The following is a 23,336-nucleotide window of genomic DNA, read 5'->3' as shown; positions in this document are numbered from 1 at the left end:
GGCGGTCTCCTTTACGGCAATGCGATGGGTCGGGCCAGGCCGCCCGCCTCAGGCGGCGCTGTCGTCGGCCAGCAGGGGGGCGAGCTCGGCAGCCAGCGACTCGCGGGGCAGGCGCTGCTGGTCGCGCTCCTCGCGCAGAAACTTGAGGGTCACCTGGCCCTGGGCCAGCTCATCCTCGCCGAGCAGCAGCGCCAGGCGGGCGCCGCTCTTATCGGCCTTCTTGATCCGGCTCTTGAAGCTGCCGCCGCCACAGTGCAGCTGCAGGCGCAGCTCGGGCAGCGCGGCACGCAGCTCCTCGGCGAGCACCAGGGCGGTGCCGGTGGCGCTATCATCCATGGGCAGCAGATAGACGTCCAGCTCGTCCAGGGCGGCCTCGGGCACCAGTGCCAGGGTCTCGAGCAGCAGGATCAGCCGCTCGATGCCCATGGCGAAGCCCACCGCCGGCGTCGGCTTGCCGCCCAGCTGCTCGACCAAGCCGTCGTAGCGGCCCCCGGCGCACACCGTGCCCTGGCTGCCCAGCGCCGTGGTGGTCCATTCGAAGACCGTACGGCCATAGTAGTCCAGGCCGCGCACCAGTCGCGGGTTGATCACGTAGTCGATGCCGGCGGTATCGAGCATGGCGCAGAGCGCCTCGAAGTGCTCGCGGGAGGCATCGTCCAGGTGGTCGATCAGCTTGGGGGCGCCGGCGAGCATCTCGGCCATCGCCGGATTCTTGGAGTCCAGGATGCGCAGCGGGTTGCTCCCCAGACGGCGGCGCGAGTCCTCGTCGAGGGTATCGTAGTGGGCCTCGAAGTAGGCCACCAGGGTGTCGCGATAGGCGGCGCGGGCCTCCGTGGAGCCCAGCGAGTTGAGCTCCAGGGTGACATGCTCGAGCAGGCCGAGGTCGCGCCACAGTCGCGCCGAGAGCAGAATCACCTCGGCATCGATGTCCGGGCCCTCGAGGCCGAAGGACTCCACGCCGACCTGATGGAACTGCCGGTAGCGGCCCTTCTGGGGGCGCTCGTGGCGGAACATCGGGCCCTGGTACCAGAGCCGCTGGGTCTGGTTGTGCAGCAGGCCGTGCTCCATGGCGGCACGCACGCAGCTCGCCGTGCCTTCGGGGCGCAGGGTGAGGCTATCGCCGTTGCGATCCGCGAAGGTGTACATCTCCTTCTCGACGATATCGGTGACCTCGCCGATGGAGCGGGCGAACAGCGCGGTCTGCTCGACGATGGGGGTGCGGATCTCGGCGTAGCCGTAGCGGCGCATCAGCGCCTGGACCTTGCCTTCGAAGTACTGCCACAGGGCCGACTGCTCCGGCAGCAGGTCGTTCATGCCGCGAATGGCCTGGATCTTCTTGCTCGACGCTTTTTGACTCGCTTGGGACTTGCTCAATGCTGACTCCTTGTTGATGCCCGGCTCACTGGCCGCGGGCAATCACATCCTGTTCGGCCTGCTCTTTCTCGCGCACCTTGTCGCGGATCAGTCGCTCCAGGTCGTCGACCAGGTGGTCGTTGCGCAGCTTGCTGGCCGGCTTGCCATCGATATAGACCAGGTTGGCAGGGCTGCCGCCGGTGAGCCCGATATCGCTCTCCTTGGCCTCGCCGGGGCCGTTGACGATGCAGCCGATCACCGAGACGTCCAGCGGCGTCATGATGTCTTCGAGGCGCTCTTCGAGCACGTTCATGGTACCGATCACGTCGAAGTTCTGCCGCGAGCAGCTGGGGCAGGCGATGAAGTTGATGCCCTTGCTGCGCAGGCGCAGGCTCTTGAGCATGTCGAAACCGACCTTGATCTCCTCCACCGGATCGGCGGCCAGCGACACCCGGATGGTGTCACCGATGCCGTCCATCAGCAGCAGCCCCAGGCCAATCGACGACTTGACGGTGCCCGAGCGCAGGCCGCCCGCTTCGGTGATCCCCAGATGCAGCGGCTGCTCGATCATGCCCGCCAGCTGACGATAGGCGGCCACCGCCATGAAGACGTCGGAGGCCTTGACGCTGACCTTGAAGTCCGGGAAGTCGAGGCGGTCGAGGTGGTCGATATGGCGCATGGCGGACTCCACCAGCGCCGCCGGCGTGGGCTCGCCGTACTTGCGCTGCAGCTCCTTCTCGAGCGAGCCGGCGTTGACGCCGATGCGGATCGGGATGCCGTTGTCGCGGGCGGCCGACACCACGGCGCGCACGCGCTCCTCCTTGCCGATGTTGCCGGGGTTGATGCGCAGGCAGTCGACACCGAGCTCGGCGACCCGCAGGGCGATCTTGTAGTCGAAGTGAATGTCCGCCACCAGGGGCACCGCCACCTCACGCTTGATGCGGCCGAAGGCCTCGGCGGCGTCCATGGAGGGCACCGAGACACGCACGATGTCGGCACCGGCCGTCTCCAGCTGGCGAATCTGGGCCACGGTGGCGGCCACGTCCAGGGTGTCGGTGTTGGTCATGCTTTGCACGGAGATCGGGGCGTCGCCCCCGACCGGTACCTGGCCGACATGGATCTGGCGCGACTTGCGACGAATGATGGGGGATGGTGCGTGCATGGCGGCGGGTCACTCTCCCAAGGTAAAGCGGGCGACGTTGTTGGCACCGGCGCGGGCGCCGAGATCGACGCTCTCGCCGGCCCAGATCAGCTCGACACCGGTGGCGTTGCCGATGGTCAGGCGAAACGGCGGTTCGCCTTCGACGCTTGCCGAGGTGCCGGGTTCCTGTAGACCGACGAAGATGCGCTGGTTGTTGGCATCGAAGATCTCGGTCCAAGACTGTTCGTTGAAGGTCAGCTCGAGCTGGCGCGGGTCGGCGGCGGGCGCCTCGACCGGCTCGGGCTCTGCGACCTCTTCGACCTCGGCGGGGGCGTCATCGGTCGCCGGTGCCTCGGGGCCGGCGGCAATCAGCAGCGCACCGCCGGGGTCCACCTCGCCGGGAGGGGTGGTTGGCGTCGGGGCGGCGGGCGCGCCGGGATCGATGGGGTCGACGCCCTCCTCGGGCAGCGGCGGCAGGCCCTCGCCGGTGGCTGGGGCGGGCTCCTCTTCGAGCAGGGTGGTGCCGTCGAGGGTGTCCACGGACACCGGTCCGCTGTCGCTAACATCGGGCGGCTCGCTGCCGCCGCGGCTCTGCCACCACATCAGGGTCAGGCCGATCAGACCGGCGATCACCAGCAGGGTGACCAGCTTGAACAGCCAGGCGCCGATCCGCGAGGGGGGACGGGTCACCTGTACCGGGGTCACGCGGCGCTCCGGTTCGTCCTCCTCGAAGCGGCTGGCATAGGCGTCCAGCACGGCGCGGTCTTCCATGCCCAGCAGACGGGCATAGGCGCGCAGGTAGCCGCGCCGATAGGCGACGATGGGCACCTGGTCGTAGTTGTCCGCCTCCAGGCCGTCGATCACGGCGGGCCGGAGGTTGAGCGCCGTGGCGACCTCGTCGCGGGATAGCCCCTGGGTCTCGCGCTCGCGGCGCAGCAGTTCGCCGGGGGACGCTTGGGCCGTGACGTCGGGAGCATCGGTATTGTAGGTGTCGCTCATGGCTGAGCATCCTTCGTCATGAAACGTTGATCAGGGAGCGCCACTCGGGGAATCCTGGGTGCGTAAGGCGGTGCCGGGCGCGCCACCGGCGTCGGCAAGGTCCCGGGCCAGCGCCTGGGCCGCCGGTGTCGAGCCGGCCAGGCGCATGAAGCCCTCGAGCTGCCGCTGGGCGCGCTCGAGGTTGCCCGACGCCAGCTCCAGCTCCGCCAGGGTGAAGTAGCTGCGCGGGTGGCGCGGGTCGATCGACTGGGCGCGCTCGAGGCTGGTGCGCGCCGCGGCCGTGTCGCCCATGTCCCACTGGCACTGGCCAAGGTTGGCGAACAGCTGCCCGCGGCTGGCATATTGGGTGTCCCGGGACGCCTCTTCCAGCTGCTCGCAGGCCTCGCGGGTGCGGCCGCGGTCATACAGGTAGGCCGCATAGTTGTTACGCGCCCGGGTAAAGCCGGGATCGGCCCGGAGGGCCCGCTGGAACGTTGAGTCGGCCAGCTCGTGCTCCCCCTGGCGCTGGTAGACGATGGCCATGGCCTGGAGCGCCTCGGGACTTCTGGGGGCGATCTCCAGGGCGCGGTTCAGCGCCGACATGGCCCGGCTCAGGTTGTCCCGCTCCAGATAGGCCGTGCCCAGCTGGGTATAGGCCTCGGCAGGGCCTGGCACGTCGCCGGCTCGCTCGCCCTGTGCCGCGCAGCCGCCAAGCCACAGCGCCCCGGCCAGGATGGCCGCCAGGCGCAGCGGCGTCGGTCGGTGGAGCAGGCGGGGGCGGCGCGTCATGGCATCCTCTTCGTCACGGCTTGCGGCCGTCTGACAACGGCTGCGCCCGGGTGGCCGGTAAAAGCCTGACCATCAAAGCGCTGTGCCGGGTTGAAGTCAAGGCAGGCGCCGCCTTCAGTCGGCGTCGATCTGGATCGAGCGGATATAGCGCTCATGGCGGCGTGTGCGGTCCTTAACCCTGCCCACCAGCTGGCCACAGGCGGCGTCGATGTCGTCACCGCGGGTGGAGCGGATCGGCGCCGTATAGCCCAGCTCATAGAGCCACTGCTGGAAACGCATCGTCTGGTTGCGCGAGGGTTTCTCGTAGCCCGAGTGGGGGAAGGGGTTGAAGGGGATCAGGTTGATCTTGCACGGCAGCTCCTCGAGCAGCGCGGCCAGCTGTTCGGCATGCTCCCGCTGGTCGTTGATGTCCTTGATCAGCGTATATTCGATGGTCACCATCCGGGTGTCGTCGCACTTGGCCAGATAGCGCTGGCAGGCGTCGAGCAGCATGCGGATGTTGTACTTGCGGTTGAGCGGCACCAGTTCGCTGCGTAGCGCATCGGTGGCGGCGTGCAGCGAGATCGCCAGGCTCACGTCGAGCTCGTCGCCGAGCTTGTCGAGCATCGGTACCACCCCGGAGGTGGAGAGCGTCACCCGACGCTTGGAGAGGCCGTAGCCGTTGTCGTCGAGCATCAGCTTCATGGCCGGCACGACGTTGTCGTAGTTCATCAGCGGCTCGCCCATGCCCATCATCACCACGTTGGTCACGGGGCGGTTGGCGGTGTCCTTGCGGGGGCCGCCGCTGCGGCTGGCCACCCACACCTGGCCGATGATCTCGGCGGCGCTGAGGTTGCGCTGAAACCCCTGCTTGCCGGTGGAGCAGAAGCTGCAGTCAAGTGAACAGCCCACCTGGGACGAGACGCACAGGGTGCGGCGCTTGCCGTTCTCGGCCGGGATCAGCACCGTCTCGACATAGCTGCCGTCCTCCACTTCCAGCACCCACTTGCGGGTACCGTCGCCGGAGGTGCCTTCGTAGACCACCCCGGGACCGCGGATCTCGGCGACCTCGGCCAGGCGGGTGCGCAGGGCCTTGGAGAGGTTGGTCATGGCCTCGAAGTCGTCGCAGCCTTCGTGGTGGATCCACTTCATGACCTGGGCGGCGCGGAACTTCTTCTCGCCGATGGAGAGGAAGAAGGCTTCCATCTCCTCGCGGGTCAGGCCGAGTAGGTTGGTCTTCTGGGGAGCGGTATTGGCGGTCATGGCATCAGGGACGTCGGAGGGGCAAGGGCGGGGGCGTGTCGCCCCCGCGCAGCAGGTGTCAAGCCGGCGCCTGCCTCAGCGTGCGCAGATCTCGTCGGCTCCAAAGAAGTAGGCGATCTCGCGCTCGGCGGATTCCGGAGAGTCGGAGCCGTGCACGGCGTTGGCGTCGATGGTCTCGGCGAAGTCGGCGCGAATGGTGCCCGGCGCGGCCTCCTTGGGGTTGGTGGCGCCCATCAGGTCGCGGTTCTTGGCGATGGCGTCCTCGCCTTCCAGCACCTGCACCACCACCGGACCGGACGTCATGAAGCCGACCAGGTCCTTGAAGAAGGGACGCTCCTTGTGCTCGGCGTAGAAGCCGCCGGCCTTCTCCTCGTCGAGCTTGAGCATCTTGGCGGCCACGACTTTCAGGCCGGCTTTCTCGAAGCGCGAGATGATCTCGCCGATGGCGTTCTTGGCAACGGCGTCGGGCTTGATGATGGACAGGGTGCGCTGGGTAGCCATGGGCGTATCTCCGAATGGGTCAGTAGTGGGGCGGTGTTCCGCCGAGATGAAAACGTTCGCTGCAGATGCAGATAGCGTCGCGCCGCCCCGGGCTCCCTGGGGAGCGAGGGCGGCGCGCGCAGCGTGATACGGTGCGGCCTGGGCCGACTGGGCGCGTAGTATAGCGCCGCCGGACGGCGTTGAACAATCGTCACCGGCACCCCAGGACTATCACCGTTAGCAGCACCGCTCGGGGCTGATCCGGGAGCAGGCCGACGAGGAGGCGCTGTGAACCCCTCCTTGGGCGCTACCGATGCCATCCATGGCATCGGACCTCCTCGTCGGCTTACTCCCGGCGCCTCTCAGGCCTTGGGAGTGCCGTAGGGTTACACGGTGAAGCTCTCGCCGCACCCACACTGATCCTTGACGTTGGGGTTATTGAAGCGGAAGAAGCGGTTGAGCCCTTCGCTGACATAGTCCACCTCGCTGCCGTCGAGCATCTCCAGGGCCTCGGGAGCGACGAACACGGTGACCCCGTGCTCCTCGAAGGTGGCGTCGTTGGCGGCCGCCTCGTCGGCGAAGTCGAGGACGTAGCTGTAGCCGGAGCAGCCGCTGGGTTTGACCGAGACGCGCAGGCCAAGGCCGTGGCCGCGCTCCTCGAGCACCCGGCGAATCTGGTCGGCGGCGGCGGTGGTGATCGAAAGTTGCGCCATGGTCAATCTCCTGCAGGTGGACGAGGCTAGCGACGCAGCCCCGGCAGTGCATGGTGCAGGGCATCCAGGGCCCTGTCGATATCGGCGTCGGTGGTGAAGCGGCCGAAGCTGAAGCGCAGCGACGCCAGCGCCAGGCGACGCGGGACGCCGATCTCCTTCAATACATAGGATGGCTCGACGCTGGCCGAGTTGCAGGCCGATCCCGTCGAGAGGGCGATCTCGCGCAGCGCCATCAACAGCGACTCGCCGTCGACGCCCTCGAAGGCGAGGTTGAGAATGTTGGGTACCGAGACCTCGCGAGTGGTGTTGCAGTGAATGCCGTCGAGCCCCGCGAGGCCGTTGAGCAGTCGGTCGCGCAGCGTGGCAATATGCGCCTGGTCGGTCGCGCTCTCGGCGGCGGCCAGGGCGCAGGACTCGCCCATGCCGGCGATCTGATGGGTGGGCAGGGTGCCGGAGCGCATGCCGCGCTCATGGCCGCCGCCGTGGATCAGCGCCTCCAGGCGTAGCTCGGGGCTGCGCTTGACGTAGAGCACGCCCACCCCCTTGGGGCCGTAGGCCTTATGGCCGGAGAGCGACATCAGGTCGATGCCCAGCGCCTTGACGTCGAGGGGAATGCGCCCCACGCCCTGGGCGGCGTCGACGTGGAAGACGGCGCCGCCGGCATGGGCCACCTCGGCCAGCGCCGCGAGATCGTGGATGGCGCCCAGCTCGTTGTTGACCGCCATCAGCGACACCAGCGCGGTGTCGTGGCGCATGGCGTCGCGCAGCTGGTCGGGCGTCACCCGGCCGTCGCGGCCCGGGGTCAGCCAGGTCACGTCGAAGCCCTCGGCCTCGAGCGCCTTGGCGGTATCGACCACCGCCTTGTGCTCGATGGTCGAGGTGACCAGGTGCCGGCCGCGCTCCCGGTTGGCGCGCATGAAGCCGATCAGCGCCAGGTTGTCCGACTCGGTGGCGCCGCTGGTCCAGACGATCTCGCGCGGGTCGGCGCCGATCAGGTCGGCCACCTGGCGGCGGGCGCTCTCCACGGCCTGCTCCGCCTGCCAGCCGAGCATGTGGCTGCGCGAGGCGGGGTTGGCGAAGATGCCGTCCAGGGTGAGGTGGCGGGCCATGACCTCGGCGACCCGCGGGTCGACCGGCGTGGTGGCGGCATAGTCGAGGTAGACGAGGGCGCTCATGGGCTCGCGGGGGTCTCCGGTTCTGGGGCTGTCATGGTTGGCGGGGCGCGACGGCGCCGGGTTCAGGGCGGCGAGGTCAGAATGGTGTCGCTGTCCCGGCTGCGCTGCCGCTGGCGGGCGGCGATGCGCCGCACCTCGCCGTTGTCGACCAGCTGGGCGAGTGTGATGCCGTCGAGAAAGCCGCGGATCTGCTCGGAGAGGTCGCACCACAAGTGGTGAGTCAGGCAGGTGTCGCCCTGCTGGCAGTCGGACAGCCCCTGGCAGCGGGTGGCGTCCACCGACTCATCGACCGCATCGATGACCCGAGCGATGGACAGCGCCTCGGTCGGCATCGCCAGCAGGTAGCCGCCGCCGGGCCCGCGTACGCTCTTGACTAGCTCGGCGCGGCGTAGCCGCGCGAACAGCTGCTCGAGGTAGGGCAGCGAAATCTCCTGGCGGCGCGAGATGTCGGCCAGGCTGGTAGGCCCCTTCTCGGCGTTGAGGGCCAGATCGAGCATGGCGGTGACGGCGTAGCGTCCCTTGGTGGTCAAACGCATGCTGGGCTCGTTAAACGCATGGGGAGCGTACCTCGGCGCCGGTGGCGGGCTGGTGCTCGGGGAGCGAAGCGGCCGGGCTGCCAACCGCAAGATTCAGACCCCATTATGATAAAGCCCAAGCGCCGTGGTCAACCATTGCCCGAATCGCCCTCCGGCTTGCACTGTCGGTCGCTGCGGCGTGTCGACGGCTCGGCTTCGGTGGGCCCGCAGCAGCGCTCCACGTCGGCAAGTATCTCGGCGAAGTCCTCGTCGCGCAGCTCCGGCAGGCGGCCATCGCGGTAGCCGGCATCCAGCTTGCGCAGGGTGCTGCACATCCGCTCGATGCGCTCGTCCACGGCGTGCATGTGATCGAGCATCGCCTGGATGGAGCGCGCCACCGGGTCCGGCATGTCCTCGCTGACGCCGTAGGCGTCGAAGCCGAACTTCTGGCGGATCGCCTCGCGGCGCTCGGGGTCCACGGCCAGCGCCTCGGCGCTGTCGGGGTCGGGGCGCTGGACGATCTTGCCGGGGATGCCGACCACGGTGGCGCCGGGGGGCACCGCCTTGGTGACCACCGCGTTGGAGCCGACCTTGGCGCCGGTGCCCACGGTGAAGGGGCCGAGGATCTTGGCGCCGGCGCCGACGATCACCCCGTCCTCCAGGGTCGGGTGACGCTTGCCCTTGTGCCAGCTGGTGCCGCCCAGGGTCACCCCCTGGTAGAGGGTGACGTCATCGCCCACCTCGGCGGTCTCGCCGATCACCACGCCCATGCCATGGTCGATGAAGAAGCGCCGGCCGATCTTGGCACCGGGGTGAATCTCGATGCCGGTCATCCAGCGGGAGAAGGTCGACAGCGTGCGGGCCAGCCATTTGAGTCTCTTGCCCCACAGCCAGTGCGCCAGGCGGTGGAGCAGCAGGGCGTGCAAACCGGGGTAGTTGGTCAGCACCTCCAGGAAGTTGCGGGCGGCGGGGTCGCGGGAAAAGACGCTGTTGATGTCCTCGCGCAGTCGTTGAAACATGCGGCGGTCCTTGGGTGGCAGGGCGTGTGACAGGGTGTGCGGCGACCGGGTATCGATCACTATCTGGGGGCGGCAGGCATTGGCTTCAAGGCCTGGGCTCGCGCTCGTCCTGGGCCGTCCGAGCCTGCTTCTCGGTAGCGGAGAGGATGCCGCGCAGGATATTGAGCTCCATGCGCTCGGGGCGCGCCCTCAGGGTGAAGCGCCGCAGCCGGGCCATCAGCTGTCGCGGCAGCGACGGGTCGTGAAAGCCGATGGTGACCAGGGTGCGCTCCAGGTGGTCAAAGTAGTGCTCCAGCTCCTCATGGCTGGCCAGCGGCTGATGGGGTACCGGCGCCGCTTCGGGCGCATCGCCGCTGGCCAGCCAGGCCAGGCGGCACTCGTAGGCGAGCACCTGCACGGCGGCGGCCAGGTTCAGTGAGCTGAAGTCCGGGTTGGTGGGGATGTGCACATGGGCATGGCAGCGCTGCAGCTCGGCGTTGGTTAGCCCGCTGTCCTCGCGGCCGAAGACCAGGGCCAGGCGGGCGCCGTCGCCGGCCAGCTCCGCCGGCAGCCGCTCGCCCAGGGCCCGGGGGGAGATCATCGGCCAGGGCAGGGTGCGCGAGCGGGCGCTGGCCCCCACCACCAGGGTGCAGTCGCTCACCGCCTGCTCGAGGGTCTCGACGGTGCGGGCACGGTGCACCAGGGCATCGGCGCCCGAGGCGCGGGAGATGCTGTCGCTGGTCAGTGGCTCGCAGCGCGGCGCCACCAGAGCCAGGTCGGCCAGCCCCATGTTGTGCATGGCACGGGCGGTGGCGCCGACGTTGCCGGGGTGGCTGGTGCCGATCAGAACGATGCGGATGCGCTCGAGCATGGGGCTTCTCGTAAGGCTGGTGGAACGGTAAGTGGGGGAGTCTAGCATGCTGGGGCGAGGGGCGAGGGGCGAGGGGCGAGGGGCGAGGGGCGAGGGGCGAGGGGCGAGGGGCGAGGGGCGAGGGGCGAGGGGCGAGGCCGATGGCGCTCGTCGCGTCCTTCTGCTAGGATTCGCGCCGACCCGTTCGCCTCCAGACGAACCGCTTCGTTCTTTAACACCACCGACGCTCCAAGGCCCGATCATGCATCCGATGGTCCAATTCGCGCTGCGCGCCACGCGCAGCGCCGCCGAACAGTTTTTGCGCATTCGCGAACGTATCGAGAATGCCCATGAAGAACACAGCCTCGAGCGCCTGCTCGAGGACGCCGCCCGCAACGCCGAGACGCTGATCGTTCGTCAGCTCAGCCGTGGCTATCCCCAGCATGCCATTGCCGGACGCTTTACTCCCTACCGCGCCGGTGAAGGCGAAGGGGAGGATATCGAATGGCGGATCGAGCCCTTCCACGGCTATTCCAGCCTGGGCGTGGCCGGCAAGGGCTTCGCCCTGTCGCTGGTCTGCCTGGTCAAGGGACGCCCGGAGCATGCGGTGGTGATCTGCCCCTTCAGCGATGACGAATACCTGACCAGCCGCGGCCGCGGTGCCCAGCACAACGGCAAGCGCATCCGCGTGCCCAAGACTGCCGCCATCGCCGGGGCGCGGCTGGCCATGGGGCTGCCAGAGAGCGAGCGGCGTTCGCGCCACCTGCCCGCCTACCTGACCCTGATCCAGCAGCTCGGTCCCCAGCTCGAGACCCAGCTGGCCAGCGGCAGCGGCCTGCTGGACATGGCCGAGCTGGCCGCCGGCCGCGTCGACGCCGCCTTCGTGCTGGGGCTGGAGGAGCAGGACCGCCTGGTCGGCAGTCTGCTGCTCAAGGAGGCCGGCGCGCTGATGGGCACGCCGGACGGCAAGCCCGCCATGGAGACCGGAGGGCTGCTGATGGCTGCCGGCCCGCGCCTCTACAAGGCCTTGGTTCAGCAGCTCAAGCCGCATTTCTGAGCCATAAGCTTTATGCCTTAAGCTATAAGAAAACCCCACTCGCCTGACAGCGGTGGGGTTTTTCGTTTTTCCCATAAATTGATGCTGACCAACAGCTTACAGCTTACAGCTTACAGCTGTCAGGGCAGCTCCTCCTCCGCCTCGGCGTCCTCCTTCTTGGGCGGGATCAGGTCCTTACGCTCCAGCTTCACGGCGAGCAGCAGGGCGGCCGCCACGTAGATGGAGGAGAAGGTGCCGACGATCACACCGAGGATCAGGGCGATCGAGAAGTAGTGGATCATGTCGCCGCCCAGCAGCAGCAGCGCCATCAGTACCAGCAGGGTGGTACCAGAGGTCGCCAGCGTGCGGGACAGGGTGAGGTTGATCGCTTCGTTGAAGATCGCCGGCATGTCGTCGATGCGCGACTTGCGGATCGTCTCGCGGATGCGGTCGTAGACGACGATGGTGTCATTCAGCGAATAGCCGATTACCGCCAGCAGCGCGGCCAGCACGGTGAGGTCGAAGTCGAGCTGGAACAGCGAGAAGATGCCGACCACGATCAGCACGTCATGCATCAGGGCCAGCAGGGCGCCGATGGCGAACTTGTACTGGAAGCGGAAGGCCACGTAGAGCATCACGATGCCCAGCGCTACCAGCAGGCCCATGCCGCTGCGGTCGCGCAGCTCTTCGCCGACCTGGGCGCCGACGAACTCGGCGCGGACCAGCTCCACGGTATCACCGTCGGCCCGCAGCAGGCTGACCACCCGGTCGCCGACCTCGGGGTCGAAGGCCTGTTGCAGGCGAATCAGCACCTCGGTAGAGGCGCCGAAGGTCTGCACCGAGACGTCGCGGAACCCGGCGGCCTCCAGGGTCTGGCGCACGGCGTCCAGGGAGGGCGCCACCGCATAGCGGACCTCCACCAGGGTTCCCCCGGTGAAGTCCAGACCCAGGTTGAGCTGCTGGAAGAGCAGCGAAAGGATCGACACCAGGATCAGAGCGGCCGAGATCGCGAAGGCGACCTTCCGCTTGCCCATGAAGTCGAACTGTCGATTGACGAGGGCTTTCATAACCACCTCATGTTGGTGAGCCTTAGATCCACAGCTTCTTGACCGGCTTGCCGCCGTAGGTGAGGTTCACCATCGAGCGGGTCACCAGCAGGGCGGTGAACAGCGAGGTGAGGATCCCCAGCGACAGGGTCACGGCGAAGCCCTTGACCGGCCCGGTGCCGATCGAGAACAGGATCACCGCCACCAGCAGCGTGGTGATGTTGGCGTCGAGGATCGAGGTAAAGGCGCGCTCATAGCCGGCATGGATCGCCTGCTGGATCGATAGCCCGCCGCGCAGCTCCTCGCGTATTCGCTCGAAGATCAGGACGTTGGCATCCACCGCCATGCCGAGCGTCAGCACGATACCGGCGATGCCGGGCAGGGTGAGGGTGGCGCCGAGCATCGACATGGCCGCGATCAGCAGGGTCAGGTTGAGCGCCAGGGCGACGTTGGCGAAGAGGCCGAACATCTTATAGCGAATCAGCATGAAGGCCACCACCAGCAGCAGCCCGATCTGCACCGACATCACGCCCCGCTGGATGTTCTCGGCGCCGAGGCTCGGGCCGATGGTGCGCTCCTGGACGAAGTAGATGGGGGCGGCGAGCGAGCCGGAGCGCAGCAGCAGGGCGAGTTCCCCCGCCTCGGTGGGCGAGTCGAGCCCGGTGATGCGGAAGCTGTTGCCCAGCGCGCTCTGGATGGTGGCCAGGCTGATCAGGCCGCGCTCGGTGTAGGGCTCGCGAACTTCCACTTCCTCGCCGTCTTCGATGACCACCCGGTCGCGGGTCTTGTGCTCGATGAACAGCACCGCCATGTTGCGCCCGATATTGGTGCGGGTGGCGCGGTTCATCAGGGTGCCGCCGGTGCCGTCCAGGTTGATGTTGACCTGGGGGCGGCCGTTTTCGTCGAAGCTGCGGTTGGCGCTGGAGACGCTGTCGCCGGTGATGATGACGTCGCGCATCAGGTCGGCGGTGCGATTGGGGTCGTTGCGGAAAGCGAACGTCTCGGTCTCGGCGTCCGGGGTATCCGGGCGCGCCTCGAGGCGGAACTCGAGGTTAGCGGTGGCGCCCACCACTCGCTTGGCGGCCACGGTGTCTTGCACCCCCGGCAGCTCCACCACGATGCGATCCGGTCCCTGGCGCTGCACCATGGGCTCGGCCACGCCCAGCTCATCAACCCGGTTGCGCAGGGTGGTGAGGTTCTGGTTGACCGCGTAGTCCTGAATCTCGTTGACCGCCGTGTCGGTCAGGGTCATCACCAGGCGTGACCCGCGGCCGTCGCCTTCGCTGGCGTAGTCGAAGTCGCGGAACTCGCGGCTGATCAGCCGGCGGGCGTTGTCGCGGTCCTCTTCGTTGGCGAAGGAGAAGGTCAGGGTGCGCTCCTCGATCTCGGTGCCGCGATAGCGGATGCGTTCGCTGCGCAGCTGCTCGCGCATGGCGCTGGCGTTGACCTCGAGGCGCTGGGTCAGAGCGGCGTCCATGTCCACTTCGAGCAGGAAGTGCACCCCGCCGCGCAGATCAAGACCCAGGGTCATGGGCGAGGCGGCGAGCGACCGCAGCCAGGCCGGGGTCGAGTCGGCGAGATTGAGCGCCACCACGAAGTCGTTGCCGAGCATGTCGGCGATCAGGTCGCGGGAGCGAATCTGGTCGTCGGCGTCGTCGAGCCGGATCAGCACCCGGGTGTCGTCGATGTCGACGCGCTTGATATCGATGCCGGCATCGCGCAATGACTGCTCGATGCGCTCGAGTTGGCCCGCCTCGACGGTGGCGTCGCCGCGGGCACTGCTGATCTGGATGGAGGGATCTTCCGGGTAGAGATTGGGCAGCGAGTAGACCAGGCCTACCAGCAGCACAATGACTATCAGCAGGTACTTCCAGAGGGGGAAACGGTTGAGCATGCGAGCCCTGCCCTTGGTTGCTGAAACGAGATGGCTGAGAACGGGTTGCCGCAAAAGGGGCTAGGAGCCTGTCGGACTTAACGCTGATCTGCTGCGAAACCCGGGCTTTCGGCCAATTTCATTCGATCTGATTCGTTAAATAGCGCGCTATTCGCCTCATCAGATCGATAAACTTGTCTCGAAATCCGTGTTCCTCGCGACGATCGGTCAAACCCGACAGGCTCCTAGCGCAACGTCAGCTCGGCCGCTGCCCCCGGTGGCCTAGAGGCACCGGGGACAGCGGCCGCTGTACGTCCCTCGCCGCTATCCGGCCCGGGCGGGGCCAGCCGGCAAGGGCGTGGGGCGACAGCATCAGATGGACTTGATGGTGCCCTTGGGCAGCACGGCGGCCACGGCGTTCTTCTGTACATTGACCTCGGTGCCGTCGGAGATTTCCATGCTGATGAACTCGTCGCTGACCTTGGTGATGCGACCCACCAGGCCACCGCCGATGACGATCTCGTCACCCTTGGAGAGGCCGCCGATCAGCTCACGATGCTGCTTGGCGCGCTTTGATTGGGGGCGCCACAGCAGGAAGTAGAAGATCAGCACGAAGCCGACCAGCATGATGATCTGGGCCATGCCGCTGCCGGCCCCGGCGTCCTGGGCGTAGGCCGGTGAGATGAAGAAATCCAGCATGAAGGTGCGTCTCCTAGGTTGTCTGAAACGGAGTGGTCCGAAAGGTCGTCAGGCAATGGCGCCGCTGGCGGCTGCCGGGCGCCCGGCCCGGGTCACCGGCCACGGATCAATTCGGTGCGGGAGGTGTTGGCAGCCCGCGCTGCGCATAGAAGCCTTCCACGAAGTTCGCCAATGTACCCGCTTCGATGGCACCGCGCAAACCGGCCATGAGCCGCTGATAGTGGCGCAGGTTATGGATGGTGTTGAGCATCGAGCCGAGCATTTCGCCGCAGCGGTCCAGGTGGTGGAGGTAGGCCCGGGAGAAGTGCTGGCAGGTGTAGCAGTTGCAGCCCTCTTCCAAGGGGCGAGTGTCGTGACGGTACTTGGCATTGCGGATCTTGACGGTGCCTTCGGCGGTGAACAGGTGGCCGTTCCTGGCGTTGCGGGTGGGCATCACGCAGTCGAACATATCGACCCCGCGGCGTACGCCCTCCACCAAGTCCTCGGGTTTGCCCACGCCCATCAGATAGCGGGGGTAGTTCTCAGGCATCCACTGGGGGAGATAGTTCAGCACCCCGATCATCTCCTCCTTGGGCTCGCCTACCGAGAGGCCGCCGATGGCCAGGCCGTCGAAGCCGATCTCCATGAGCCCCTTGAGGGACTGCTCGCGCAGCTCGGGATACATGCCGCCCTGAATGATGCCGAACAGCGCCGAGGGAGAGTCGCCGTGGGCGTCTCGCGAGCGCTTGGCCCAGCGCAGGGAGCGCTCCATGGAGAGCGCGGCCTCCCGCTCGGTGGCCGGGTAGGGGGTGCACTCGTCGAAGATCATCACCACGTCGGAGCCCAGCGAGCGTTGCACTGCCATGGACTCCTCGGGGCCCATGAACACCTTGGCGCCGTCCACCGGCGAGCGAAAGTGCACGCCCTGCTCGGTGATCTTGCGCATCTCGCCCAGGGAGAAGACCTGGAAGCCGCCGGAGTCCGTGAGGATCGGCCGCTGCCACTGGGCGAAGTCGTGGAGGTCGCCATGGCCCTCGATCACCTCGGTGCCGGGGCGCAGCCAGAGGTGAAAGGTGTTGCCGAGGATGATCTCGGCGCCGATCTCTTGCACCGACTGCGGGGTCATGCCCTTGACGGTGCCGTAGGTGCCCACCGGCATAAAGGCAGGGGTCTCCACCGTGCCGCGGGGGAAGGTCAGGCGGCCGCGGCGCGCCCGGCCGTCGCTGGCCAGCTGTTCGAAGGACATGAAGCATTCGTTACGCATGGAACTCTCTTCTTTCTGCAAGGCCCTCGAAAGGTTCAGGGCGTCTTGCGGGTCAAGTACATCGCATCGCCGTAGCTGAAAAACGCATAGCGCTCGGCGACGGCTTCGCGGTAGGCCGCCATGGTGGTCTCATGCCCGGCGAAGGAGGCCACCAGCATCAGCAGGGTGGATTCCGGCAGGTGGAAGTTGGTGATCAGGGCGTCCACGCAGCGCCACTGGTAGCCCGGGTAGATGAAGATATCGGTCTCGCCGCTGTAGGGGGCAATCTCACCGCTGGTGCGCTTGGCGCAGGCGCTCTCCAGGCAGCGCACGCTGGTGGTGCCCACTGCCACCACGCGGTTGCCGCGACGCTGTGTCGCACGCACCTGCTCGCAGACGGCCTCGCTGACCTCGATCCATTCGCTGTGCATCTGGTGCTCGCGGATATCCTCGGCGCGCACCGGCTGGAAGGTACCGGCGCCCACGTGCAGGGTGACGAAGGCGCTGGCCACGCCTTTCTCGGCAAGCGCCGCCAGCAGCGGCTTATCGAAATGCAGTCCGGCGGTGGGGGCGGCCACGGCGCCGTCGCGGCGGGCGTAGACGGTCTGATAGCGGTCGCGGTCGGCCAGCTCATCCTCGCGGTCGATATAGGGCGGCAGCGGCATATGGCCGTGCTGCTCCAGCAGCTCGATCAGTGGCGTTTCGCCGAGAAAACGTAGCTCGAACAGCGCCTCGCGACGCCCCTCCACCACGGCACGGATGCCGCCCTCGAAGACCAGCTCGGTGCCCGGCTTGGGTGACTTGCTCGAGCGTAGATGTGCCAGGCCGCGATGGGCGTCCAGCGGCCGCTCGAGCAGCAGCTCCACCTTGCCGCCGCTGGCCTTGTGGCCGTGCAGGCGGGCGGGAATCACCCGGGTGTCGTTGAATACCAGCAGGTCGCCGGGGGCCAGCAGCTCCAGCAGGTCGGGGAAGCGGCGATGGGCCAGCGCGCCGCTGGCGCCCTCCACGCACAGCAGGCGGCAGTCGCTGCGCTGCTCGGAAGGGTAGCGGGCGATCAGCGCCTCGGGCAGTTCATAGTGAAAATCGGCGCGCTGCATGGGCAGTATCGGAATCCGGTGGCTCTGGGCAAGCCGCTAAGGATACCGGTTCACCCGGACGAAGTCAGGCCCGCGATTGACCTCCTGCGGGGCCCACGTATAATGCTTCGCGCGTTGCCGGCGTGGCGGAATTGGTAGACGCAGCGGATTCAAAATCCGCCGGGTGCAAGCCCTTGTCGGTTCGAGTCCGACCGCCGGTACCATCAAGCAGCAGCTTGTTTCTCCTTCCTTACCTCGCATTTCCTGCCATCATGACTGGGCTCTGTGCCCGTTCTTCCTAGTAGCTTTTAGGCTACAATGTTCTCGATGATGGAGCTGACGCACTACCTCACCGCTGATGGCCATGACCCCTTCCAATCCTGGCTGGACGCCACCAAGGCCAAGGATCGTCAGGCCGCCATGCGCGTGCTGACACGCCTCAACCGCTTGGCCGCTGGCAATGCCGGCGACACCAAGTCCGTGGGTGATGGAGTGCTGGAGCTGCGGATCGACTACGGCCCTGGCTACCGGGTGTATTACGCCAAGGTGGGCAGGCGCCTGGTGATGTTGTTGATCGGGGGCACCAAGAAGCGCCAGCAGGCCGACATCGAGCAGGCCAAGGCGTTTCTGGCCGACCACCGAAGGAGAGCCCGGAGATGAAAAGCCACGACGATGCTGTGATTGAGATGCTGCGCGATGACCCGGCGATGGCCGTTGACTACCTGCGCGCCGCCTTCGATGAGCTGGACGAGGAGGGCGGAGAGTCTGCCTTTCTGATGGCCCTACGCCATGTGGTGGAAGCCCAGGGTGGCATGGCTGCTGTGGCCGAGCGTGCCAAGGTCTCACGGGAGAGCCTGTACCGGGCGCTCTCTCCCAAGGGCAATCCCACCTTGCGCACCATGACCGCCGTCATCAAGGCGACCGGTATCCACTTCCACGACCTGACGCATCATGCTTCGTGAGGTGGTCGGCAAGCGTGGCAGGGTGTGGCATCCCGTATCGCCCTAGCGCATTTCGAGTATTGGGATAGGAATTGGGATACGAGCGGCTGCTGGTGTTTCTGCGCACCCCGCGTCAGCCCTCGGCCACCGTCTGGTCGCTGCCATCCTCCCTTACGGGCTGGCATTTTCGCCGCCGCGCAGCCGCAGGCTCGCGATGGCAGATGGCCATGGCCCCGTCCAGGCTCGTGGCTACGCCGTCCCAAGGTAGCGGTGAGCCGGCCAGGTGGCAGTGGTAGAGAGCATCGTCATCGACCTCGACGCGATGAATGTCGTTGCCCTGATCATCCTGCCACCAGTCGGCGTGAACATGCTGCCAGTGGGGCTGCAGTGGCTTGGCAAAGGTGATGTTCATGGCGGCTGTCCCTCCTCGAATGAGCCTTGCTGGCCGCCGTGCCAGGTGCACGCTGTTTTCTCATGGTGCGGGCTTCCTGCCCGGGCCTGCGGCGTCGAGAGCCCGCCGCCTGGTTCCTTGTCCCCTATTAGACAGGCTAGTAGAAAAACGGTGTTTGTAAACGCTGTTCTTTAATCTGTTGCCACTCCCTGAGCGCCAGACCACGACACCGTCGCCTGGAACGCCGCTAAGCTGTGTCAAGAGAAGGGAAGTGCTCGCCTCATGGCCAGAGTGCCTCGGGCTGTGCTTAGCTGAGAGCAGCAGGCATGGCGGGAGTGAGTTGCACGGTGCACGTCCCGCAGCCGGCCCCTTCGCTGGGGCGCTGCTCGGTAGCGAGCAGGAAGGGTCGGATAACCCATGAGTCACGGGAACAAGGAGTCCGCTATGGGGGTGAAGTGGTTCGCCGCGGTGCTGATCGGGCTGGGCCTGGCGCTGGCGCTGTTCGGCCTGCAGGCCTGGAACCCGGTCGCCTTCGTCGGGGTAGCGCTGACGGCGCTGGGCGTGGTGGTGCTGGTGACCGCCCGTCGCTCGCCTCGTTAGGGAGCATCGATAGGGCCTGACAGGGCCGCTGCTTGGGCTTATGATGGCCAAAAGCCACAGTCCTTCTCCCGCTTGCGGGCGAAGGACTGTTTTTGTTGCACGGTCGGCGTTGCGTCTAGGCAGCGTTGACTGGCTGAGGAGGTGCTATGTCGTCCCGTCCCCCCATCATCATCAACCGCCTCGATGCCGAGCGGCTGCAGCGCCTGATTGACGCGGCGAGCGATAAGGATCGCTTCGTGGCCGACCTGCTGGAAGTCGAGCTTGAGCGGGGCGAGGTCATCGACCCGGAGGATATCCCCGAGGACGTGGTCAGTATGAATAGCCAGGTGCAGTTTACCGACCTGACCCGCGGCCGGCAGATGATCCGCACCCTGGTCTACCCGCATGCCCTGGCCGACACCGAGGATGGCCTCTCGGTGATGGCGCCGATCGGCGCCAGCCTGATCGGGCTGCGCATCGGCGATACCATCGACTGGCCGCTGCCGGGCGGCGGCGAGGCAACGCTGCGCATCGATGCCATCCTCTGGCAGCCGGAGCGCGAGGGGCAGTTCCACCGCTGAGCCGCCAAGATCGCCGAAGGCTCGACACCTGCAAGGAGAGACAAGGATGCCGTTCACGCTATGGATGTCGCTGGTAGCGGTTTGCGCCATGGGGGCCATGTCGCCCGGGCCCAGCCTGGCGCTGGTGCTGCGCCATACCCTTGGCGGTGGGCGCGCCCCGGGGGTGATGGCGGCGCTCTCCCATGCCCTGGGGGTGGGGTTCTATGCCCTGCTTACCGTGTGGGGGCTGGGCGCGCTGATCGTGCGCTTTCCGCTGCTGTTTCAGCTGATTACCTGGGGCGGGGCGGCCTACCTGGCCTGGCTGGGTATCCAGGCCCTGCGGGCCGGGCGGGGCGGCACGCTGGAGGCCAGCGGCCTGGCCACCACTCGCGGCCAGGCGGCCCGCGACGGCATGCTGGTGGCGCTGGGCAACCCCAAGCTGATCCTCTTCTTTATCGCCCTGCTCAGCCAGTTCGTCACCCCGGAGATGAGCCTGGCCGCCAAGGCGATCATCGTGCTCACCGCCATGGTCATCGACGGTGGCTGGTACGTGCTGGTGGCGGTGTCACTCTCGCACTCCCGCGTGCTGCCCTGGCTGCAGGCCAGGGCCCACTGGATTCACCGCCTGACCGGGGTGATCCTGCTGGCCTTGGCCCTTCGGGTGGTGCTCGGCCCGATCGGCTGACCGGCGGCTGCGTTGACAGCAAGTGCCGCATCGCTGGGATGCTCGCGGCTCGGCGATGCTAGCCTCAAGGCTGTTGCCTGAGCGGACACCCTGCCGATGCACCATCAGCCAAATCCACCGCGCACCCTGGCGCTGGTTCTCGATGAGGACCCCGACGTGGTTGCCATTCTCTCGCTGCAGCTTCACCTGCTGGGCATGGAGAGCCGCTGCTGTCGGCGAACCCTGTCGCTGCTCGACGAGGTGGCCGCCTGCCAGCCCGAGCTGGTGATCATGGGGCTGGAGTTCGGCGACCCGGACGGCATCGCTCTGCTGCGCAAGCTGGCTGAACAGGAGTATGCCGGCTGGGTGCTGCTGCTCGGTGGCGTCGAGCGCAAGATCTCGCGCATCGCCGAGCGCGTTGGGCAGACCCTGGGGTTGCAGATGCTGGGCTCGCTGGACAAGCCCATGCGTCTGGCCGAGCTGCGCCAGCGGCTGAGCGGGCTGCGCATCGGCCGGGAGCCGGCCATCGTCCCCGAGAGCGCCCCCTTCTTCTCCGCCGAGGAGCTGGAGCGGGCCCTCGAGCAGGGCGAGCTGACTCTCCACTATCAGCCCCAGTTCGAGCTGGTCAGCGGGCGGCTCAGCGGCGTTGAAGCGCTGGTCCGCTGGGTCCACCCGGAGATCGGCCTGATCGGGCCGGCCAGCTTCCTGCCCATGCTCACGCCCGGCCAGAGCCGGCGCCTGACCCGCCACGTGCTGCACCAGGCGCTGGTCGATGCCGAATGCTGGCAGCGCCTGAGCCTGGCGCTGTCGGTATCGGTCAATGTCACCGCCGATGACCTGATGGCGCCGGACCTGCTGGCCCGGACCCGTCAGCGGATCCCGGGAGCGTCACCGCCGGTGGTGCTCGAAATCACCGAGACGGCGGCCATGGACGATGAGCTGTTGGGATCGGAGATTGCCGCCCGGCTGCATCTGGCCGGGCTGGAGGTGTCGGTGGATGACTTCGGTGTCGGCTTCTCGTCTCTCTCCCGGCTGCAGATGCTGCCGATCAGCGAGCTCAAGATCGACCGCAGCTTCGTGCGCCACCTGCAGGACGACACCCAGGACGCCGCCATCGTCGAAGCGGTGGCGCTGCTGGGGCGTCGCCTGGGGATCCGGGTGGTCGCCGAAGGCGTCGAGGAGTTGGAGTGCCTAGGCCTGCTGGCTCGCTTCGGCTGCACCCATGTGCAGGGCTTCGGCCTGTCGCGGCCGGTGCCCGCCGAGGCGATTCCCGGCCTGGCGCTGGCTCAGTCGCCGATACGCGCCAGGATCGCCGCTAGCGGCGCATCGCCTGGCAGCACGCCGTAGACCGGGGCCGCCTCGACGCCGAGCCGGGTGCGACAGAAGGTCATGGCCACCTCGCTGGGGGCATGGCGCAGCAGCAGCGAGGCCTGCAGGCACTGGGCCAGACGCTGGGTGAGCCAGCGGGCGCGGGGCTCCAGGGCCTCGGCGGAGCGCCCCAGTTCGCGCTCGAGCCCGGCCAAGGCGAGGTCGAAGTCGGGCTGCTGGCCGTGGGCGGCGGCGAGCTCGTCGTGCAGGGCCTGCAGCGAGGCCGGATGGCGCGCCAGGACCCGCAGCACGTCGAGGCAGATCACGTTGCCCGAGCCCTCCCAGATCGAGTTCACCGGCGCCTCCCGGTAGAGCCGCGCCAGCGGTGTCTCCTCCACGTAGCCGATGCCGCCGAGACACTCCATGGCCTCGGCCATGAAGCCCGGGCCGCGCTTGTTGTGCCAGTACTTGGCCAGCGCCGGCAGCAGCCGGGCCAGCGCCGCTTCCCGATCATCGCCCCGGGCGGCGCCGTCGAAGGCCCGGGCGGCGCGCAGCACCAGGGCGGTGCCTGCCTCCACCTCCAGCGCCAGGTCGGCGATCACCGCGCGCATCAAGGGCTGCTCGGCCAGCGCTCGGCCGAAGGCGTGGCGCCCCCGGGCGTGGTGCCAGGCCTCGGTCAGCGCCTGGCGCATCATGCCCACCGGCGCCGTGGCGGCGTCCAGCCGGGTCTGCTGGACCATGTCGAGGATGGTGGCTACGCCGCGGTCGGGCTCGCCGATAAGCGTCGCCCAGGCGCCGCGGTACTCGATCTCGGCAGAGGCGTTGGCGCGGTTGCCGCATTTCTCCTTGAGCCGCTGCAGTTCGATGGCGTTGCGCTCGCCGTCCGGGGTGAAGCGCGGCACCAGGAAGCAGCCCAGCCCGCCTTCGGTCTGGGCCAGGGTCAGGAAGGCGTCGGACATGGGGGCGCTGCAGAACCACTTGTGACCGGTGAGTCGCCACGCCTCGCCCGCCGGCTCGGCACGGGTGGTGTTGCGGCGCACGTCACTGCCGCCCTGCTTCTCGGTCATTGCCATGCCCAGGGTCAGGCCGTGCTTCTCCGACGCCGGCAGGGTGCGCGGGTCATAGGCGTGGGCCAGCAGGCCCGGCGTCCAACGCGCCTCGACCTCCGGGTCGCGGCGCAGCACCGGCATGGCGGCATGGGTCATGGTGACCGGGCAGCAGACACCCGGCTCGGCCTGGGTCAGCAGGTAGAGGGCCGCCACATGGGCCTGGTGGCCGCCGCGTCCCTCCTCCTCCCAGGCCACGGCATGCCAGCCGTTTTCCAGCGCCAGCGCCATCAGCGAATGGTAGGCCGGATGGTAGCTCACCTCGTCCAGCCGCCGGCCGTGGCGGTCGAACAGCCGCAGCTCCGGCGGATGGTGGTTGGCGGCTTCGCCCAGGGCGGCGACCCGGGGGCTGCCGACCTCGCGGCCCAGCGGGGCCAGGCGCTCGACAACCCAGGCAGGCGCCTCCCGCGCCAGCGCCTCGCGCAGCGGGATGTCGCCGGTAAGCCGGTCGCGTTCGCCCGGCGGTGCGGGCTGGTTGTTCACCTCGTGGGTTGCCAGCCGCGTGCGGGGTGCCCGGTCGGTCATGGCAGCGCTCCTCGGGGGCCTGTTCGCAGCATGGTCATTGTGCCCGCGGCGGTCAACGTGACGATGCGCGTGACGC

At 67.7% G+C, this 23,336-nt stretch carries 25 protein-coding genes and 1 tRNA gene; 8 read left to right on the top strand and 18 right to left on the bottom strand.

Features of this window, described 5'->3' with window-relative positions; translation table 11 throughout:
- Positions 1–48: 48 nt before the first annotated feature.
- The 11 genes from hisS to trmJ all read right to left on the bottom strand — a co-directional run bounded on the left by hisS (position 49) and on the right by trmJ (position 10,255).
- On the bottom strand, positions 49–1,374 hold the full coding sequence (gene hisS, locus ACZIYR_RS16070) for a histidine--tRNA ligase (RefSeq protein ID WP_483527396.1): 1,326 nt from the start codon (positions 1,372–1,374) through the stop codon (positions 49–51).
- A 25-nt stretch (positions 1,375–1,399) separates the two neighbouring features.
- The gene (gene ispG, locus ACZIYR_RS16065) at positions 1,400–2,515 is read right to left on the bottom strand and encodes a flavodoxin-dependent (E)-4-hydroxy-3-methylbut-2-enyl-diphosphate synthase (protein WP_483527395.1); all 1,116 of its coding nucleotides are present in this window, start codon (positions 2,513–2,515) and stop codon (positions 1,400–1,402) included.
- 9 nt (positions 2,516–2,524) lie between these two features.
- Positions 2,525–3,493 carry a RodZ domain-containing protein gene (locus ACZIYR_RS16060; protein WP_483527394.1) on the bottom strand — a complete coding sequence of 323 codons (969 nt, stop codon included), beginning with the start codon at positions 3,491–3,493 and terminating at the stop codon, positions 2,525–2,527.
- A gap of 30 nt (positions 3,494–3,523) precedes the next feature.
- Positions 3,524–4,261, bottom strand: a complete 738-nt coding sequence (gene pilW, locus ACZIYR_RS16055) for a type IV pilus biogenesis/stability protein PilW (protein ID WP_483527393.1) — start codon at positions 4,259–4,261, stop codon at positions 3,524–3,526.
- 114 nt (positions 4,262–4,375) lie between these two features.
- A complete protein-coding gene (gene rlmN / locus ACZIYR_RS16050; protein WP_483527392.1) occupies positions 4,376–5,503 on the bottom strand; it encodes a dual-specificity RNA methyltransferase RlmN in 1,128 nt (375 codons plus the stop codon).
- A 75-nt stretch (positions 5,504–5,578) separates the two neighbouring features.
- A complete protein-coding gene (gene ndk / locus ACZIYR_RS16045) occupies positions 5,579–6,004 on the bottom strand; it encodes a nucleoside-diphosphate kinase (RefSeq protein WP_473034773.1) in 426 nt (141 codons plus the stop codon).
- 365 nt (positions 6,005–6,369) lie between these two features.
- Positions 6,370–6,696 (bottom strand): HesB/IscA family protein, encoded by a 327-nt coding sequence (locus ACZIYR_RS16040; protein ID WP_473034772.1) that lies wholly within the window; start codon positions 6,694–6,696, stop codon positions 6,370–6,372.
- Positions 6,697–6,722: 26 nt separating this feature from the next.
- Positions 6,723–7,871, bottom strand: coding sequence for an aminotransferase class V-fold PLP-dependent enzyme (locus ACZIYR_RS16035; RefSeq protein WP_483527391.1), 1,149 nt, complete (start codon positions 7,869–7,871; stop codon positions 6,723–6,725).
- Between the two features lie 62 nt (positions 7,872–7,933).
- Positions 7,934–8,407 carry a Fe-S cluster assembly transcriptional regulator IscR gene (gene iscR, locus ACZIYR_RS16030; protein ID WP_473034770.1) on the bottom strand — a complete coding sequence of 158 codons (474 nt, stop codon included), beginning with the start codon at positions 8,405–8,407 and terminating at the stop codon, positions 7,934–7,936.
- A gap of 128 nt (positions 8,408–8,535) precedes the next feature.
- Positions 8,536–9,405, bottom strand: a complete 870-nt coding sequence (gene cysE / locus ACZIYR_RS16025) for a serine O-acetyltransferase (protein ID WP_483527390.1) — start codon at positions 9,403–9,405, stop codon at positions 8,536–8,538.
- 85 nt (positions 9,406–9,490) lie between these two features.
- Positions 9,491–10,255 carry a tRNA (cytosine(32)/uridine(32)-2'-O)-methyltransferase TrmJ gene (gene trmJ, locus ACZIYR_RS16020; protein ID WP_483527389.1) on the bottom strand — a complete coding sequence of 255 codons (765 nt, stop codon included), beginning with the start codon at positions 10,253–10,255 and terminating at the stop codon, positions 9,491–9,493.
- Positions 10,256–10,496: 241 nt separating this feature from the next.
- On the opposite strand from trmJ, the gene ACZIYR_RS16015 reads away from it, so the two are divergent.
- Positions 10,497–11,291, top strand: coding sequence for an inositol monophosphatase family protein (locus ACZIYR_RS16015; protein ID WP_473034769.1), 795 nt, complete (start codon positions 10,497–10,499; stop codon positions 11,289–11,291).
- 119 nt (positions 11,292–11,410) lie between these two features.
- Here the strand turns inward: ACZIYR_RS16015 and secF are convergent, their stop codons facing one another.
- From secF to queA, 5 genes are all read right to left on the bottom strand, one after another.
- Positions 11,411–12,337: a protein translocase subunit SecF gene (secF, locus tag ACZIYR_RS16010; RefSeq protein ID WP_473034768.1), complete on the bottom strand. Its 927-nt coding sequence runs from the start codon at positions 12,335–12,337 to the stop codon at positions 11,411–11,413.
- Between the two features lie 22 nt (positions 12,338–12,359).
- Entirely contained in the window at positions 12,360–14,210 is a 1,851-nt protein-coding gene (gene secD, locus ACZIYR_RS16005) for a protein translocase subunit SecD (RefSeq protein ID WP_483527388.1), read from the bottom strand.
- Between the two features lie 351 nt (positions 14,211–14,561).
- The gene (gene yajC, locus ACZIYR_RS16000) at positions 14,562–14,888 is read right to left on the bottom strand and encodes a preprotein translocase subunit YajC (protein ID WP_473034767.1); all 327 of its coding nucleotides are present in this window, start codon (positions 14,886–14,888) and stop codon (positions 14,562–14,564) included.
- Positions 14,889–14,994: 106 nt separating this feature from the next.
- Positions 14,995–16,113: a tRNA guanosine(34) transglycosylase Tgt gene (gene tgt / locus ACZIYR_RS15995; protein WP_483529095.1), complete on the bottom strand. Its 1,119-nt coding sequence runs from the start codon at positions 16,111–16,113 to the stop codon at positions 14,995–14,997.
- Positions 16,114–16,166: 53 nt separating this feature from the next.
- Positions 16,167–17,207, bottom strand: coding sequence for a tRNA preQ1(34) S-adenosylmethionine ribosyltransferase-isomerase QueA (gene queA / locus ACZIYR_RS15990; protein WP_473034766.1), 1,041 nt, complete (start codon positions 17,205–17,207; stop codon positions 16,167–16,169).
- 116 nt (positions 17,208–17,323) lie between these two features.
- Here queA and ACZIYR_RS15985 point away from each other — a divergent pair.
- The 3 genes from ACZIYR_RS15985 to ACZIYR_RS15975 all read left to right on the top strand — a co-directional run bounded on the left by ACZIYR_RS15985 (position 17,324) and on the right by ACZIYR_RS15975 (position 18,148).
- Positions 17,324–17,410 (top strand) — tRNA-Leu (locus ACZIYR_RS15985).
- 103 nt (positions 17,411–17,513) lie between these two features.
- Complete coding sequence (locus ACZIYR_RS15980; RefSeq protein ID WP_483527387.1) at positions 17,514–17,846, top strand: type II toxin-antitoxin system RelE/ParE family toxin; 333 nt, start codon at positions 17,514–17,516, stop codon at positions 17,844–17,846.
- The gene (locus ACZIYR_RS15975; protein ID WP_473034762.1) at positions 17,843–18,148 is read left to right on the top strand and encodes an addiction module antidote protein; all 306 of its coding nucleotides are present in this window, start codon (positions 17,843–17,845) and stop codon (positions 18,146–18,148) included. Before ACZIYR_RS15980 ends, ACZIYR_RS15975 begins: the two co-directional genes overlap by 4 nt.
- 112 nt (positions 18,149–18,260) lie before the next feature.
- Here the strand turns inward: ACZIYR_RS15975 and ACZIYR_RS15970 are convergent, their stop codons facing one another.
- Positions 18,261–18,539 carry a hypothetical protein gene (locus tag ACZIYR_RS15970; RefSeq protein ID WP_473034761.1) on the bottom strand — a complete coding sequence of 93 codons (279 nt, stop codon included), beginning with the start codon at positions 18,537–18,539 and terminating at the stop codon, positions 18,261–18,263.
- Positions 18,540–18,935: 396 nt separating this feature from the next.
- On the opposite strand from ACZIYR_RS15970, the gene ACZIYR_RS15965 reads away from it, so the two are divergent.
- The 4 genes from ACZIYR_RS15965 (at position 18,936) to ACZIYR_RS15950 (ending at position 21,668) form a co-directional block, all read left to right on the top strand.
- Positions 18,936–19,118, top strand: a complete 183-nt coding sequence (locus ACZIYR_RS15965; protein WP_473034759.1) for a hypothetical protein — start codon at positions 18,936–18,938, stop codon at positions 19,116–19,118.
- A 146-nt stretch (positions 19,119–19,264) separates the two neighbouring features.
- The gene (gene rnk, locus ACZIYR_RS15960) at positions 19,265–19,678 is read left to right on the top strand and encodes a nucleoside diphosphate kinase regulator (RefSeq protein WP_473034758.1); all 414 of its coding nucleotides are present in this window, start codon (positions 19,265–19,267) and stop codon (positions 19,676–19,678) included.
- A gap of 46 nt (positions 19,679–19,724) precedes the next feature.
- Complete coding sequence (locus tag ACZIYR_RS15955) at positions 19,725–20,342, top strand: LysE family translocator (protein WP_483527386.1); 618 nt, start codon at positions 19,725–19,727, stop codon at positions 20,340–20,342.
- Positions 20,343–20,438: 96 nt separating this feature from the next.
- Positions 20,439–21,668, top strand: a complete 1,230-nt coding sequence (locus tag ACZIYR_RS15950; protein WP_483527385.1) for an EAL domain-containing response regulator — start codon at positions 20,439–20,441, stop codon at positions 21,666–21,668.
- On the opposite strand, the gene ACZIYR_RS15945 is transcribed toward ACZIYR_RS15950, so the two are convergent.
- On the bottom strand, positions 21,608–23,260 hold the full coding sequence (locus ACZIYR_RS15945; RefSeq protein ID WP_483527384.1) for an isovaleryl-CoA dehydrogenase: 1,653 nt from the start codon (positions 23,258–23,260) through the stop codon (positions 21,608–21,610). The two genes, ACZIYR_RS15950 and ACZIYR_RS15945, sit on opposite strands and share 61 nt — an antisense overlap.
- Between the last annotated feature and the right edge of the window lie 76 nt (positions 23,261–23,336).

The sequence above is a fragment of the Billgrantia sp. NRB1 genome, from assembly GCF_056921725.1.
This window is presented reverse-complemented; position numbering and strand designations above follow the sequence as displayed.